Origin of the sequence: Pseudoxanthomonas sp. CCNWLY206-1, from assembly GCF_039710385.1 — a bacterium.
Lineage (GTDB): Bacteria > Pseudomonadota > Gammaproteobacteria > Xanthomonadales > Xanthomonadaceae > Pseudoxanthomonas_A.
In genome coordinates this window covers 48,147-62,312 of sequence record NZ_JBDKXI010000007.1, presented here as the reverse complement: position 1 = coordinate 62,312, position 14,166 = coordinate 48,147, and the positions used below count along the sequence as shown (strand labels likewise).

Annotated in this window: 11 protein-coding genes; 4 read left to right on the top strand and 7 right to left on the bottom strand. The window is 58.1% G+C overall.

Annotation, left to right across the window (positions count from 1 at the left end; genetic code table 11):
- Nucleotides 1-6: 6 nt before the first annotated feature.
- Together AADW18_RS15660 and pilB are read right to left on the bottom strand one after the other, a co-directional pair.
- Nucleotides 7-1,263, bottom strand: coding sequence for a type II secretion system F family protein (locus tag AADW18_RS15660; protein ID WP_337344333.1), 1,257 nt, complete (start codon nt 1,261-1,263; stop codon nt 7-9).
- Between the two features lie 290 nt (nt 1,264-1,553).
- Nucleotides 1,554-3,293 carry a type IV-A pilus assembly ATPase PilB gene (pilB, locus tag AADW18_RS15655; protein WP_337344332.1) on the bottom strand — a complete coding sequence of 580 codons (1,740 nt, stop codon included), beginning with the start codon at nt 3,291-3,293 and terminating at the stop codon, nt 1,554-1,556.
- A gap of 224 nt (nt 3,294-3,517) precedes the next feature.
- Here pilB and AADW18_RS15650 point away from each other — a divergent pair, with 224 nt between their 5' ends.
- The 3 genes from AADW18_RS15650 to AADW18_RS15640 are packed head-to-tail and all read left to right on the top strand — an operon-like array spanning nt 3,518 to nt 6,897.
- Nucleotides 3,518-4,369: a glycosyltransferase family 2 protein gene (locus AADW18_RS15650; RefSeq protein ID WP_337344331.1), complete on the top strand. Its 852-nt coding sequence runs from the start codon at nt 3,518-3,520 to the stop codon at nt 4,367-4,369.
- Nucleotides 4,366-5,586, top strand: a complete 1,221-nt coding sequence (locus AADW18_RS15645) for a glycosyltransferase (protein WP_337344330.1) — start codon at nt 4,366-4,368, stop codon at nt 5,584-5,586. The genes AADW18_RS15650 and AADW18_RS15645 overlap by 4 nt, the downstream gene beginning before the upstream one ends.
- A gap of 9 nt (nt 5,587-5,595) precedes the next feature.
- The gene (locus AADW18_RS15640; protein ID WP_346842732.1) at nt 5,596-6,897 is read left to right on the top strand and encodes a lipopolysaccharide biosynthesis protein; all 1,302 of its coding nucleotides are present in this window, start codon (nt 5,596-5,598) and stop codon (nt 6,895-6,897) included.
- A 5-nt stretch (nt 6,898-6,902) separates the two neighbouring features.
- Here AADW18_RS15640 and AADW18_RS15635 read toward each other — a convergent pair whose 3' ends face one another.
- The 3 genes from AADW18_RS15635 to AADW18_RS15625 are packed head-to-tail and all read right to left on the bottom strand — an operon-like array spanning nt 6,903 to nt 9,781.
- A complete protein-coding gene (locus tag AADW18_RS15635) occupies nt 6,903-8,018 on the bottom strand; it encodes a glycosyltransferase (RefSeq protein WP_337344328.1) in 1,116 nt (371 codons plus the stop codon).
- Nucleotides 8,019-8,038: 20 nt separating this feature from the next.
- Nucleotides 8,039-8,914 (bottom strand): FkbM family methyltransferase, encoded by an 876-nt coding sequence (locus AADW18_RS15630; protein ID WP_337344327.1) that lies wholly within the window; start codon nt 8,912-8,914, stop codon nt 8,039-8,041.
- 36 nt (nt 8,915-8,950) lie between these two features.
- Nucleotides 8,951-9,781, bottom strand: a complete 831-nt coding sequence (locus AADW18_RS15625; RefSeq protein ID WP_337344326.1) for a class I SAM-dependent methyltransferase — start codon at nt 9,779-9,781, stop codon at nt 8,951-8,953.
- Nucleotides 9,782-9,967: 186 nt separating this feature from the next.
- Between AADW18_RS15625 and AADW18_RS15620 the strand changes: the two genes are divergently transcribed.
- Nucleotides 9,968-11,098, top strand: a complete 1,131-nt coding sequence (locus AADW18_RS15620; protein WP_337344325.1) for a glycosyltransferase family 4 protein — start codon at nt 9,968-9,970, stop codon at nt 11,096-11,098.
- Nucleotides 11,099-11,124: 26 nt separating this feature from the next.
- On the opposite strand, the gene AADW18_RS15615 is transcribed toward AADW18_RS15620, so the two are convergent.
- Both AADW18_RS15615 and AADW18_RS15610 read right to left on the bottom strand, forming a co-directional pair.
- The gene (locus tag AADW18_RS15615; RefSeq protein WP_337344324.1) at nt 11,125-13,050 is read right to left on the bottom strand and encodes a hypothetical protein; all 1,926 of its coding nucleotides are present in this window, start codon (nt 13,048-13,050) and stop codon (nt 11,125-11,127) included.
- Between the two features lie 64 nt (nt 13,051-13,114).
- Nucleotides 13,115-13,528, bottom strand: coding sequence for a pilin (locus AADW18_RS15610; protein WP_337344323.1), 414 nt, complete (start codon nt 13,526-13,528; stop codon nt 13,115-13,117).
- Nucleotides 13,529-14,166: the final 638 nt, after the last annotated feature.

The window sequence follows — 14,166 nt, the reverse complement described above, 5'->3', positions numbered from 1 at the left end:
GCAAGCTTACATCGTTGCGGCAAGCTTGAAGATAGGCAGGTACATGCCGACCACCATTGCCCCCACCACGCCGCCGATGAAGATCATGATGAAAGGCTCGATCAGGCTGGAAAGCGTGTCGACGGCGTTGTTGACTTCCTGCTCGTAGTACTCGGCCACCTTGAACAACATGGTGTCCAGTGCGCCGGCTTCTTCACCAATGGCGGTCATCTGGATCACCATATGCGGGAACAGGTTGACCTGCTTCATCGACATGTTCAACGGGTAACCGACCGAGACATCCTCGCGGATGCGCAATACAGCCTTTTCGTACAGGGTGTTGCCAGTGGCGCCAGCAACGGTTTCCAGAGCTTCCACCAACGGAACGCCAGCCTTGAAGGTGACCGCCAGCGTGCGTGCGAAGCGCGCGATGGAGGAGTTGTGCATTATCTGGCCGATCACGGGGACCTTCAGGATCATCCGGTCCAGAAAGTGCTGGAACGCCAACGAACGTTTCTTGGCGAAGATAAAGCCGAAGATCGCGCCCAAGGCGCCGAACAGCAGGATGTACCAGTAAGACACCATGAAGCGCGAAGCGCCGACGATGAGCTTGGTGAAAGCCGGCAGGTCAGCGCCGAATTGCTTGAACACTGCCTCGAACTGCGGCACCACGAAGATCAGCAGTACGGCGCTGACCAGGATAGCGACCGCAATCACCACAGCCGGATAGAACAGCGCCTTCTTGATCTTGCCCTTGAGGGTCTCGATGTTTTCCTTGTAGCTGGCGATGGTGTCCAGCACCGTATCCAGTACACCGGCGCTTTCACCGGCGCGCACCAGGTTGCGGTACAACTCATCGAACTGCACCGGGTGCTTGCCGATAGCCTCGGACAAAGACGAGCCGCCTTCGATATCGCCGCGAATGCTTTCAATCAGCTTCTTCATGCGGACGTTCTTCTGTCCACCCTCGATGATTTCCAGTGCGCCTACAATCGGGACGCCGGACTTCATCATGGTGGCCAGCTGACGGCTGAAAAAGGCGATTTCCTTCGGCGTGACCGGTTTGCCCGCCTGACCGAACAAAGGCTTGGGCTTGGCCTTGACCACATTGGGCGTGATGCCCTGGCGGCGCAGCTCGGCGCGCAGCATGTTGGCGTTCTTGGACTGCTGCTCGCCCTTCATCTTCACGCCGCGTTTGTCCACGCCTTCCCAGACAAACAGGTTCAGCGGGTTCTCGCGAACAGGCGCAACGGACTTTTTGGCGGCGGAACGGGTGACGGCCATACGGTTTTCCCCCGTCCGGCTTCCCCAGCCGGACATCTCTCTTCATGGTAGCCGGTTATCAGCAGAAGGGAACTACCCCTGCTGTGACGCCCCGCAGGGTTTTCGGCTTCAGCTCCTGCTGAAGGCATCGGTATCTACCGGACCTGCCGCGTATTGGTCCATGTAGGAGCGCCGTCCCGGCGCGAGCTGTTCCTTCTATCCCCATCCGGCAGGAAGAGCTCGCGCCGGGACGGCGCTCCTACGCCTGGATACGACTTCTAGCTGACGGGCCGCCTTAGGAAGGCTGGCCCTCAGTCCTTGGTGACGCGATTAATCTCCGCCAGGCTGGTAATCCCGTTGCGGACCTTCAATAGAGCGGATTGACGCAAATCCCGGATTCCAGCCTTGCGCGCAACCTCGGCAATCTGCATGGCATTGCCGCCTTCCAGCACGATGGACTGGATCTCGTCGCTCATCGGCATGACCTGATAAATGCCTGTCCGACCTTTATAGCCCTCGGTGCACTCGTCGCAGCCCACCGGCTCGTAAACCGTAAATCCGGCATCGATTTCCTGCTGACTGAAGCCTTCCGCCAACAGCGCATGCGCCGGGAACTCCACAGCACGTTTGCAGCGGCTGCACAGACGCCTGGCCAGCCGCTGAGCGATGATCAAGGTCACCGAGCTGGTGATGTTGTACGGGGCAATGCCCATATTCATCAGACGGGCAATGGTCTGGGGGGCGTCGTTGGTGTGCAACGTCGACAGCACCATGTGGCCAGTCTGGGCCGCCTTGATACCAATCTCGGCAGTTTCCAGATCGCGGATTTCGCCGACCATGATCACGTCCGGATCCTGGCGCAGGAAGCTGCGCAGCGCGGCAGCGAAGGTCATGCCGCGCTTTACGTTCTGCTGCACCTGATTGACGCCGGGCAGGCGGATTTCCACCGGGTCTTCCACGGTGGAAATATTGCGAACTTCATCGTTAAGGATACCCAGCGCGGTGTACAGCGAGACCGTTTTACCGGAGCCGGTAGGGCCGGTCACCAGCACCATGCCGTAGGGCCGTTGGATGGCCGCTTCGAACAAAGCCTGCTGGTCAGGCTCATAGCCCAGCTTATCTATACCTAGCTTGGCCGCGCTGCCGTCCAGGATACGCAGCACCACTTTTTCCCCGAACAGCGTGGGCAGGGTGCTGACGCGGAAGTCGATCTGTTTGGTCTTGCTGAGATTCAACTTGATGCGGCCGTCCTGCGGCACGCGCTTCTCGGCGATGTCCAGCTGCGACATGACCTTCAGGCGGGCCGCGATGCGCTGGCTTAGTTTGACCGGCGCCTTGGCCACCTGTTTCAAAATGCCATCAATGCGCAGCCGTACACGGTAGTCGGTTTCGTAAGGCTCAAAGTGGATATCCGAGGCGCCGCGCTTTATGGCATCGATCAGCACCTTGTTGACGAACTTGACCACAGGCGTGTCATCGCCCTTGGCGTCCACGCCGCTGTCGCCGCCGGCCATGTCTTCGTCGGTGCCGACCTCCAGGTTGTCGAACCCTTCGTCGTCGTCGCTGCCGAAAGCACCGGATAGATTGCTGGCCGAACTCAACCATTGGTCCAGCGTCCGGCGCAGCGAATCCTCATCCACCAGGATCGGTTCCACCGTCAGATTGGTGTGGAACTTGACCTCATCCAGCGCATGCGTCTTGGTCGGGTCGGACACACCCACGAACAGCTTGTTGCCGCGCTTGAACAGCGGCAGCACCTGATGCTTCTGGACCAACTCTTCACTGACCAGCTTGATGGCGTTATTAGCTGGATCGAATGCGGTCACGTCCAGCACCGGCATTCCGAACTCGATGGCGTTGGCGGCCGCCAACTGCGGTGCGGTGACCAGCTTCTTCTCGGCCACCCATTGCGCCAGCGGCACCTTGGCCTCGGAAGCATTGGCCATGGCGCTACGGGCGCTGGACTCGTCCATCGCACCGTCCAACACCAGGCGACGGGCGATTCCGGTGATTCCAACCAGATTGACGGAGCTGGCGACGACGGCGTTCATAGTGGCGAATTCCTGTGCTGCGCTTACGGGGTGGCACGGGCTACTTGCAAGAACCGGGCCAGTCGAGACTTTACTGCATGGCAGGACAGCGCGACGAGGCGATAGCATCATGCCTTGGGACTGCGTCACATCTTGACGCAACACGGCACCGGTGCCGCATTCTGGCACCGCAGCGCCATCACAGGATGAAGTAAGCTGGAAAGGGGAAATCAGATGGGGTGGTAATGAAAGTCAGCATAGTGCTGCCAGCTAAAAACGAGGCCGGTGGGCTGTCCAAGACGCTTGCGGGGATCAAAGCGCTGTTGCCGGACGTGGAGCTTATCGTTGTGGACGACGGCTCCACCGACGAAACAGCCCGGATTGCGGCAGACCTCGGGGCGAAGGTGCTCGGCTCGCCGTACTCCATGGGCAATGGTGCCGCCATCAAGCGCGGCGCACGTTTCGCCACAGGCGATGTCATTGTGTTCATGGACGCCGATGGGCAGCATGACCCCAAATGCATTCCCAAACTCCTAGAGCGGCTATCGGAGGGATACGACATGGTCGTAGGCGCACGTGATTGGGAGGGGCAGGCAGGGATGAGCCGGGGCATGGCCAATAGCTTCTACAACTGGCTGGCCAGCCGCATAACGGGGGCGCGGGTAAAGGACCTGACGTCAGGATTTCGGGCTGTGCGCGCCGACAAGTTCAGGGAGTTCCTGCATCTGCTGCCGAATGGTTTTTCCTACCCTACCACCATCACGATGGCCTTCTTTCGGAGCGCCTACTCAGTGGCGTATGAGCCGATCCCCGTGGCGCGCCGGATTGGCAAGAGCCATATACGCATATTCCATGATGGTCCGCGTTTCCTACTGATCATCTTCAAGATCGCGACGCTGTATTCGCCGTTGAAGCTCTTCGTGCCCGTGGCCGGAAGCTTCTTTGCGTTAGGCCTGGGCTATTACCTTTACACCTTCGTTACGCAGCACAGGTTCACCAACATGAGCGCGCTGCTATTCAGTGCTTCCGTGATCGTCTTCTTGATCGGATTGATCTCAGAACAGATCACGGCGCTGAACTACCGGCGGGATACTTGAGCCAGCCGGGCGAAAAAGCGATGTCGGCGGACCTGCCCGTTTTGCTTGTGCTGGCATCCACCTATCCAAGATGGTTGGGGGATCATGAGCCGGGTTTTGTGCACGAACTCAGCAAGCGCCTAACTAGGCACTTTACAGTCGTGGCGCTATGCCCGAGTGCGCCGGGCACGGTTTCCGAAGAGGTCATGGATGGCGTGTCGGTTGTCCGTTACCGCTACGCGCCCAGGCGCATGGAGCGGCTGGTTAGCGATGGCGGCATCGTCGAAAACCTGCGCCGGGACCGTTGGAAACTGTTACTGATCCCCGGTTTCGTACTAGGTCAGGCCTGGTGGGCTTGGCGCCTGATGAGGACTCGTAAGATACAATTCGTCCATGCGCATTGGCTGATTCCGCAAGGGTTGATTGCCGCTTTCCTCACCTCCTTACCTGGAACACACATGCCGTACGTCGTGACGTCGCATGGCGCTGACCTTTTCGCGCTGCGGGGACGCATGCTCGATTGGTTGAAGCGGTTCGTAGTCAGGCGCGCCGCTGCGGTCACGGTTGTCAGCGGCGCAATGCGCGACACGCTTCGTAACATCGGCGCTGACACGTCCAAGGTTGCGGTACTCCCGATGGGAGTGGATCTGGCGACCAGATTCACGCCCGACCATGACGTGCCGCGTGCGAGCAACGAGCTGCTGTTCGTTGGTCGCTTGGTGGAGAAGAAAGGCTTGCGCCATTTAATTCAGGCGATGCCAGCGATCCTCCAGCGTAGGCCGGATGTCACGCTTACCATCGTGGGCTTTGGACCTGAAGAGGCGGCATCCCGGGACCTGGCGGAAGCTCTTGGTGTAAGCGCCAACGTCAGCTTTGTCGGTGCGGTCAAGCAGGAGGAACTACCCGCGTTATACCGCCGTGCCGCGGTTTTTGTCGCGCCGTTTGTGCAAGCGGCGTCGGGCGATCAAGAGGGCCTGGGATTGGTGTTGGTGGAAGCGTTGGGCTGTGGTTGCAGAGTAGTGGTTTCCGATCTCCCAGCGACACGCGAAGTGGATGGGAGTGGCAGTCTGATCAGGGTGCCGCCAGGTGACCCACGGCTGTTAGCTGAATCGATTCTCGCTTCGCTGGATCATGAGCACTCGCCGGTGCCGCCCGTCGCCATCAAAACATTCGACTGGTCGAGCCGGGCTGCGGCATACGCAACTTTGCTCAGATCAGCGATGGGAGTGCGCCATTGATGAAGCTGCATGCATTGTGCGGCGGCGAATGATGACGCCATGGCACTCATGAAGTTGCGATTTGGGTGGCTCGCCCGGAACACGATGTATGTGATGGTATGGCACGCCACAAGGATCGCCAGCCAGTTTGCGTGGGTGATCCTTCTTGCACGGACACTCGGCGCGAGCGGCTACGGTGCGTTCTCTGGCTTGGCCGGATTAGCGCTGGCAGTCGGCGGATTCTCTGGAATGGGACTGGGGCTGAAGATGTACCAAGACGTGGCACGTGATGCCACGCGATTCCAGCATCGCTGGAGCCAGGCGTCGAAAGGGCTGGTCTGGAGCGTAATTCCGCTGACATCACTCTATGTGGCCCTTGCTGGTCTGATGTTCAACTCCGTCCATTGGCCGACGTTGATTGCGCTGGGTCTGGCGGAAGTCATGGTTGTGCCACTGACGACCCAGGTCGCTTTCGCGTACGCCGCGCATGGCAAGGTGTTGCATGCGGCAGCTGTTCCTGTCGTTACATCAATTGGCAGATTAACGGCGGTGCTGCAACTGCTGTTGTTCTTTCCCGGGGGTGGTCTGTCCACCTACGTTTGGTTGCATCTGATGATGAGCGTCGTGACAACTGCCGTCATCACGTTGCGTTGCCGTCGCGACCTGAGCATTGTGGCCACGAGCGCCCCCCGCCTGTCCCGGCACGAGGTCGGCATCGGTTTGGAATTTTCCGCGATATGGGCGGGTGGCGTCGCGATGAGTTCGCTCGACAAATCCTTTGCGCTGCGTTGGGGTGGGGCGAGTGTCGCTGGCAATTACTCGGTCGCTCAACGTTTTGCGAGCGTAGCGGCTATTCCTGTGGAGGCGCTGATATCCGCCGCGATGCCGAGACTTTTTCGCGCGGGTGATGGATTCAGCGAACACCCACGCATGATCCCTGCACTGGCAGCGGCATCGGCGGGATACGGCGTCGTTGCCGGTATCGCCGTCTGGTGGGGCGCTGGTGTGGTGCTATGGTTGTTGGGCCCCGATTTCGCCGCGACCGTCGTGGCAGTGCGCATGCTGGCGGCTTATGTGCCGGTGTACTGCCTTAGAGTCCTTGCGGCCCATATCCTATTGGGCTTGGGTGAGACTCGCTGGCGGATATTTGCTGAAGCGATTGCCCTGTGTGTAATGGGGGCACTGATGGCTTGGCGGGTGCCCATCTCCGGCTTGTCGGGCGCAGCTCAGGCACTGATAGCAACGGAACTGTTGCTTGCCGCTCTGCTATGGATGAGGATCGCGATGCGTCGCTCTTCTCATTCCGGGCGTCATGATGAACCCAAAACCTGATGCGCTCAGGTTGGTGTGTCGCGGTAGATGATGCGCTCATAGGCATCGACCGACCGCTCCAATCCGAATTCGCTGGCACGCGCGCGCAAACGCTCAGCGGGGACTCTGCCTTCCTGCGTAAGCGAACGAAGGATGGCTGCAGTCAAAGCATCTGCGTCACCGACGGGGACCAACTGGCCGTATTTTCCATTTTCCAGAATCTCGGCGGGCCCGTCGGGGCAGTCGGTTGCAATGACCTGCGTGCCGCATGCCATAGCCTCTACAAGTACATTGCCGAATCCTTCGAAATCCGAAGGAAGCACCAATACATCGGACGCATGAATTAGAGGAAGCGGATCATGAACAAAACCCACAAGCTTGCACCGGTGTTCCATGTTGCTCTCCTCTACTTTGCGCTGGATGTCTCCATGTAGTGGGCCGGTACCCGCTATGAGCAGCCTGGCGGAGATTTTACCAAGCAATGCCTGGAAACTATCCAGTAGCAAATCCAGGCGCTTCTCCGCCGATATCCTGCCCACAAAGACGATCGTCGGATCGTTGCGGTCCGGCCATGGCCACTGTGCGGCCTCTAGCATGCGATTGGTGAAATCAGCGGTAACGATCGGATTGTGGATTACCGTAATTGCCGATTCGGGAAGCGAAAGCTCGCGGCTCATGTCTCGGGCGACGGCCTGTGAAACCGCAACGATGTGATCCGCCTTGGTTACGAGCAGCCGCATTGCTCTCCGGACAACTTCCAGTTTTGCTCGCTTGAATCCCCGTGCCCCGAGCCGCGGCCCAGATAAGGAGAGATGCTGGGCGACGACCACGCGGGTCGATCTGAAAATTGTCATTGTCAGAAGCAGCATCAGGCATGCGACATCGTTGGATGTCGTAAAGACCACATCGGGTCGGTCTCGATGGAGGGCTCTGACCAATCCGGGAAGAAATGCCGCTCTTCCGGAGCGAGCAATCTCAACGACTTGCAAGGTGTCGGGAAGCTCATGGCGCATATCGACCCGCACCTGCCCGGCCACCAAGCGGATATCACTGCCTCTGGCATGCAGGGTCTTGGCAAGATTGAGCTGCACTCGCTCAAGTCCACCATGTTCCAAACGACTAAGCAGTAGCCAGGTGGTCATGTTCGATGCCGCATGGCGCCCTATTGCTTGTCTGTCGGTGTGCACAAAACGTTCTGGTAGCTTGCCAAGTCGCGAGCGCCCAACGGGCGAAGCCGGCCACTGCGGCCAATGGACTGAAATCTGTAACCAAGCGGCGCCAGATAATCAAGAATATCGGCTTGCTGGTAGCCTGCCGTGGTTGACGATTGCGCTTGAACTTCGATGATGAGCAAGGGCTTGAATCGGCGGAGCGTTTGCACGGCGCCTTTCAAGCAGGGCAATTCCGCACCCTCAATGTCGATTTTGACAATGTCCAGTCTGCTGATGGGATTCAGGGCGAGGAAGGAGTCCAGCGTCGTGATCTGAATGGTCTGCACGGCAACTTCTCCTGCAGAACCACCATAAAGACTTCCCAAGCCGTGATGCTCATCATGGTCCGCGCCTTGTCCGCAAGAAGCATAGATCGGAGCACTGCCAACGGCGTCGGCCAATCCAGTTCTGACGACAGTCACCTGATCCAGCCGGTTGCGGCCGATGTTAGCCACAAGCTTGTCCGCAACTGCATCCATTGGTTCGAAGGAGATTACCTGTCCGGCACCGCCCACGCGCTTTGCCGCCACCAGGGTAATCTCCCCTATATTCGCGCCCACATCGATGAAAACCATTCCCCGGTGCACGATCCTATCGAGTAGGGCAACGATCTCCCGACTGTAATAGCCCATCCAGAAGATGCGCCGCTGCATGTGCTCTGACACATCCAGGTCGAGGTCGAGGTCGCCATCAAAGTCCTTGATGCGGATGACTCCTTGCGCATGCCGGAAGCAACGACGCAACAGGCTTTGCGCAAGAGGAACGCGGCCGCCCAAGGAGAGCAGGTTTCCCATCTTTCTAAGCTCAGTCACCAATTCGGTACTCAAGAATTTCATCCGTCGTGGCAGGAATGGGCGTACAGGCTATGGAAGCCTTGAATCGGAACGTTGCAGTAGATAGATATGGCATGCCGAGCCTAGCAGCCGAGAAAGCTGAGCGCGCGACGTAAGATCAAGTGAGTCGCTGAAGGCATTGGCCATGGTGTAGAAGAGATGATTCGGCTCCACCTTGATGATCTTGAACCCGCGCTGTTCGAATTTCCTGACCCACCAGTATTTTGAAAAGTAGAAGGCCTCCGTCAACGTACTTCCCCGTTCGCCATGGCGCAACGGAAAGAAAGTTCCAAACCAATCTTTCGCCGAGCTAGGCGTGCGAGGCATTCCTTCTCCGGCGTCCCGTCGGTCCTTCTGAATTTCCCCTCGCAAGCGTTGGTAAACGCGTCTGGCCAACCAAATGTAATGGGAGGGAATACTCCATAGTCGGCATGCGCTGCTTGGAAGGATATGGACCGCTACGCCGTCCGCCCTCATCACGCGCAAGGTCTCCCGCAGAAAGTCATCTATTTCCCGAATGTGCTCAAGAACGTTTGAACTGAATACTATGTCTGCAGATCCATCCGACAAGGGGATGGTCCGGCCATCGTATTCCACGACATCATGTACGCGCACGGCGCGATAGTGGCTTTCGGGCAGGTCGATGGCGAAAACTTGATAGCCTTCGGTTTCTATGATGTTGGCCTGTTGTCCCGTGCCTGCGCCTATTTCAAGTACTGTTCGCCGCTTGCCTTCATTCAGGGGGCTTGGAAAGTGACGAAGGGCCAGGCGGAGTTCATGGTTACGGATGGCCTGCAGTGCTCGTAAATGGGCAGAGCTAGGTGCAGAAGGTTCGGCCTGTAAGGAGGGTTCTGGAATCATTTTTCGATTATTTCAGAAAAAGACAGGTCTTTTTTGAGAGGGCCATAAGTTCTGCGGGATTTTCCAATGAGCGAGGGGCACGTCATTCGTTTGACGGAAAATGTCGAGGCGGAATGGGCGATGGCAGGCGCAAGTGAGGCCGCCCGGCCTCCACTATGCTAGTGAGGATGTTCACGAGGGAAAAGCATGCGGATTCTCGTACTGACTAAACGCCAATATACCGGCAAGGATCTGTTGGATGATCGCTATGGGCGGTTATTCGAGATTCCCGCGGGTTTGGCTGCACTTGGGCATGAGGTTCGGGGAGTGGCTCTTAGCTACCGCCGTCGAGACGAAGGGTGGCATGGCGGGAGTTCTGTCCCGGGGATGCGGTGGTGGTCGGAGAACGCGCTGCCATGGGGACTGCTTCGCTATGCCCGCGCGCTGGACGGAGCGACCGAGGGATGGAGGCCGGACATCGTCTGGGCGAGCTCAGACATGCTGCACGCTATTCTGGCGATCCGCTGGTCGCGCGAACGGCAAGTACCTTGCGTACTGGACCTTTACGACAACTACGAAAGCTTCGGGCTATCCAAGTTTCCTGGGCTGGCTCAGCGATTCCGTAGAGCCTGCCGACAGGCAAGCGGAATTACCGCAGTCAGTCGCACCTTGGCTACCTATGTGGAGTCGGAATATGCGCTCAACGGGAAGGTCCAGGTGGTCAGCAACGGCGTCCGCCGCGATTTCTCCGAGGTGCGTGACAAGGCCGAATGCCGCGCGTCGCTGCAGCTTCCTGGTGATGCCAGGTTAATAGGAACCGCCGGTTCGATTACAGCGGATCGCGGCATCGCCGATCTTTTCGAGGCCTTCCTTTCTCTTTGTGTCACCGATGACCGGCTGTGGTTGGTGCATGCCGGACCCGTGGACGATACCCCAGGACGGTATCAGCATCCTCGTATCATAAATCTCGGAGTGCTGCCGTTCGAGCGAATGCCGTGGCTGTTTTCTGCCTTGGATGTTGGCGTGGTCTGCAACCGCGATTCAAGTTTTGGACGGTATTGTTTTCCTTTGAAGCTGCAGGAAATGCTGGCCAGCCGTATACCCGTGGTAGCTGCCGCGGTAGGCGATGTAGCGGATTTGCTGCAGCGACATCAGGATTGTCTTTATACGCCAGGTGATCCTTTGCAGTTGGCGGGCAGGATCACTACCCATCTGGCTCAGAGAAAGATCGGCCATTTGCCGCCCGTATCCACTTGGCAAGATTGCGCCTTGCAGTTGGAAAGCGTTTTGGATAAGGCGCATTCGGTTTCAAGCTCGCCTGAATCTGCCCCAGCGTGACAACGAGCCTCGTTGCCAGGTACGGGCTATTGCGTTTGCTTGCGCTCTAATTCATTTCGATATGAGGCTAGAAGGCTCCTTCCTTTGCGGTCCGTTTCAGGAACACTTTTCTCCAGTTGGGTAAGTAGTTGGCTGGCGGCGGTGTATTCGCCGCGGTTGATTTGCAGTCCCACGATCATCGCCGCTACTGGTGCCTCCGCACGACCTTGTCGCCACGCAATCTGGGCTTGTTCCAAGGCTCGTTCAGAGCGGTGGCCATCTTCCGCCAGGAACAGACGAGCGGCCAGAAACCGAATCCGCCATTTGGATAGAACGCGTTCCTGTACAGGTGAGCGATCCAGCCACGCAACCAAACGAGCCGCCAATTCGCCAGGCGACAAGCCCGCGCATGGCTTGGCAATTACCAGTTGGGAAAGGTTATCGACCGCCTTTAGCAGATCAGGTTCCATGACCTTAGCTGTTGTCATCAGCAGCCGATCTGCATTCTGCGGATCTAATCTGGCGCCCACATAGCAATCTATTGCGGATAAGCCCAGCCTGCCGATTTCTTGGTCCACTGCGCCTTGGCGCGACAGCATGGTCTCGTATTGATTTTTTGCCAACGCGGTAGCCGGTGGTTTCTGCTCCATCGCGAACTGCGCGATTTCCATCCGCAACCAGCGAGAGTCCGGATGGTGAGCTAGCGATGATGCCAGCAATGTTTCCCGATTCTGCCACACCATCGCGCGCGCATGAGTCGCAACTGCCAAGACCAAGCAGAGCATCCCCACGCCGATGTTGAATACAATGCGTGGGGCATCCATCTTTGCTGATAGTTTCTGGCCGACATATACCAGCACGCCTGCAGTAGCCAGAAGTATGCCGATGATGGGCAGATAATTGCGATGCTCGAAGTAGATCAGCAACGGAACAATACTGGACTCCAGTGCATGGCCCACGAGAAAGATGCCGATACCTGCAGTGAATGCCGGGATACTCCGCCGCAATAGGATGGCGGCAGTGATCACTACGGCCCAGCCAAACAGCGACAATGCGGTCGTCACAGGAGCGAACAATCCCGTGGAGAGGACATAGTCGTCGCGAAAGAGGCTTAGCCGTGGACCCCATGGCAGCAAAATGCTGCCGAGGTAGTCAAACAGCACGCGCGATTCCGTCAGCAAACGCTCGGTCAGAGTGAACTCACGGTTCGCATAGCCGCCGAGAATTCGTTCTGGACGGGCCAGCACGGCTACGGCGGCGATTCCCATAGGGACTACGCTGCCCAGCCAGACGAACAACTTGGCGACCAGCGGCCGACGTTGATTTGCAGCCGGCCGGAAATAGACCCACTCCAGCACGCAGCACAGCAAGGGGGCAAGGATGCCGTTTTCTTTCGCCAGAATAGCGGTGAGGGTAAGTAGCGGGAACGCGCCAAACAGCATCAGCCATCCATAGCGTTGACGATCAGCGTTCAGTGCGCTTCGTCCATGCCACCAAGCAAGTAACGCGGCCAGCGTAAAAAGGGTACTTAGCATGGTCATGCGCTGCACGGCATACAACACGGTGCTAGCCAACAGCGGGTGTAGCAACCAGATAGCAGTCAATACCAGTGGAACGATGCCGGCATGAGCACCCATCACCGGATCGCGTCGGGCGATCGCGCGGAATAGCAAAAATACCAGTACGCCATTGAAAAGATGGATCAGCAGGTTGCCCAGCTTGAATCCCCAAGGGGTGTAGCCCCATAGCGCAGTAGTGGCGGCGAAGCTCGCCATTGAAACTGATCGCCCCGCGGGACCGGAATGATTGCCGAGTATGACCGAACGCAAATCTGAGTTGCCCGACTCCCATTCTTGCAAGGGCTGCAGGTTGGATTTGTCATCGAACAAGAACGGCCCGGCCAAGCCTGGCCAGTAAACCAGTGCGGTGAGCGCCAGCAGTAAGGGGAGCAGCAATGCCCGGATTGTTCGCATTCTTCATATCCAAAAAAAAACCCGGCGCGAAGCGCCGGGTTCTGGAAACCACGGAGCTCGACGCTTAGCGGCAAGAAGCCGGGGCGCAGGTGCTGCCCGATGTGCAGGTCCAGGTTACAGCGCTGCCGTTCGTGTCTGGCGTAAGCTCGAACGTTGGGTTGCCGCCCTTGCAGCCCGTATTCTGGGTGGTTACGGTGACGACGCCGTCCGAAATGACGATGTCAGACACATAAGTGGTAGGGCTGCCAAATGAATAACCTGCTTCCGCGTTGTCGCTTGGAAACGACTGGTCCGCACGGCTCAGGGTGGTTTCGGCAACCGCCAGCTTGGCCGGGGCAGCCATGTTCAAGCCTTCCGAAGCACGGGCGCGCGACAGGTAGTCCTGATAGGCCGGAATAGCGATGGCCAGCAGGATGCCCAGGATGGCGATGACGATCATCAATTCGATCAGGGTGAAGCCCTGCATGTTCTTCTTCATAACGATTCCCCTTTCAGGATTTGGTGTGGTGGTTTAGGGACACGTGAGCGTCCATGCCCCTAGGAATGGACCGTGGGCGCCGTGCTTACGCCGCACGTGCCTAGGAACTGGAGCATGTTGCGTGCCAACTGTCAGAGCCCCCTAGTGGTCCCCTGTCCCGATGCTTCGGGGACCCAGACGCTGAAGTCGGCGGCGACTATCGCATCAATTTTCAGCTTTGTGTATCGGCCAAAGTTTGCAATTCCGGGGTGCATCACAGAATTGGAAGCTTGTTGATGGCGACGCCTTAAAGCGATGCAAAGCCGGCTATAGCAAGGCTGACGAGGTGCGTCACATTGTGACCTTGTGGGTCAGTTTGTAGGGGTGAGGCTTACGGATGCTGTCGGGAAAATGGCGGATGGCAGGCGATGGCCGTTTGTAGGAGCGGCGTCCCGCCGCGAGCGTTCCGTTTTTAACCGTTGAAGGACAAAGCAACGGCTTGTGTCCTTGGTTGGTGCTCCTACAGGTGTGGTTGGAACGGCGGTTCAATCTAGGCTGATAAGGATCGGATATGAAGCAAGAGCTCGCGCCGGGACGGCGCTCCTACAGAAATGCGGATTTCTACAGAGTCGCAATCTGACAGGAAGAGCTCGCGGCGA

Bases quoted from the DNA above. Each gene is read 5' to 3' on its own strand.
- AADW18_RS15625 (WP_337344326.1), bottom strand. From the start codon at position 9,781: ATGATTCCAGAACCCTCCTTACAGGCCGAACCTTCTGCACCTAGCTCT.
- pilB (WP_337344332.1), bottom strand. From the start codon at position 3,293: ATGAACGCCGTCGTCGCCAGCTCCGTCAATCTGGTTGGAATCACCGGA.
- AADW18_RS15615 (WP_337344324.1), bottom strand. From the start codon at position 13,050: ATGCGAACAATCCGGGCATTGCTGCTCCCCTTACTGCTGGCGCTCACC.
- AADW18_RS15635 (WP_337344328.1), bottom strand. From the start codon at position 8,018: ATGACCACCTGGCTACTGCTTAGTCGTTTGGAACATGGTGGACTTGAG.
- AADW18_RS15640 (WP_346842732.1), top strand. From the start codon at position 5,596: ATGCATTGTGCGGCGGCGAATGATGACGCCATGGCACTCATGAAGTTG.
- AADW18_RS15620 (WP_337344325.1), top strand. From the start codon at position 9,968: ATGCGGATTCTCGTACTGACTAAACGCCAATATACCGGCAAGGATCTG.
- AADW18_RS15650 (WP_337344331.1), top strand. From the start codon at position 3,518: ATGAAAGTCAGCATAGTGCTGCCAGCTAAAAACGAGGCCGGTGGGCTG.
- AADW18_RS15610 (WP_337344323.1), bottom strand. From the start codon at position 13,528: ATGAAGAAGAACATGCAGGGCTTCACCCTGATCGAATTGATGATCGTC.
- AADW18_RS15660 (WP_337344333.1), bottom strand. From the start codon at position 1,263: ATGGCCGTCACCCGTTCCGCCGCCAAAAAGTCCGTTGCGCCTGTTCGC.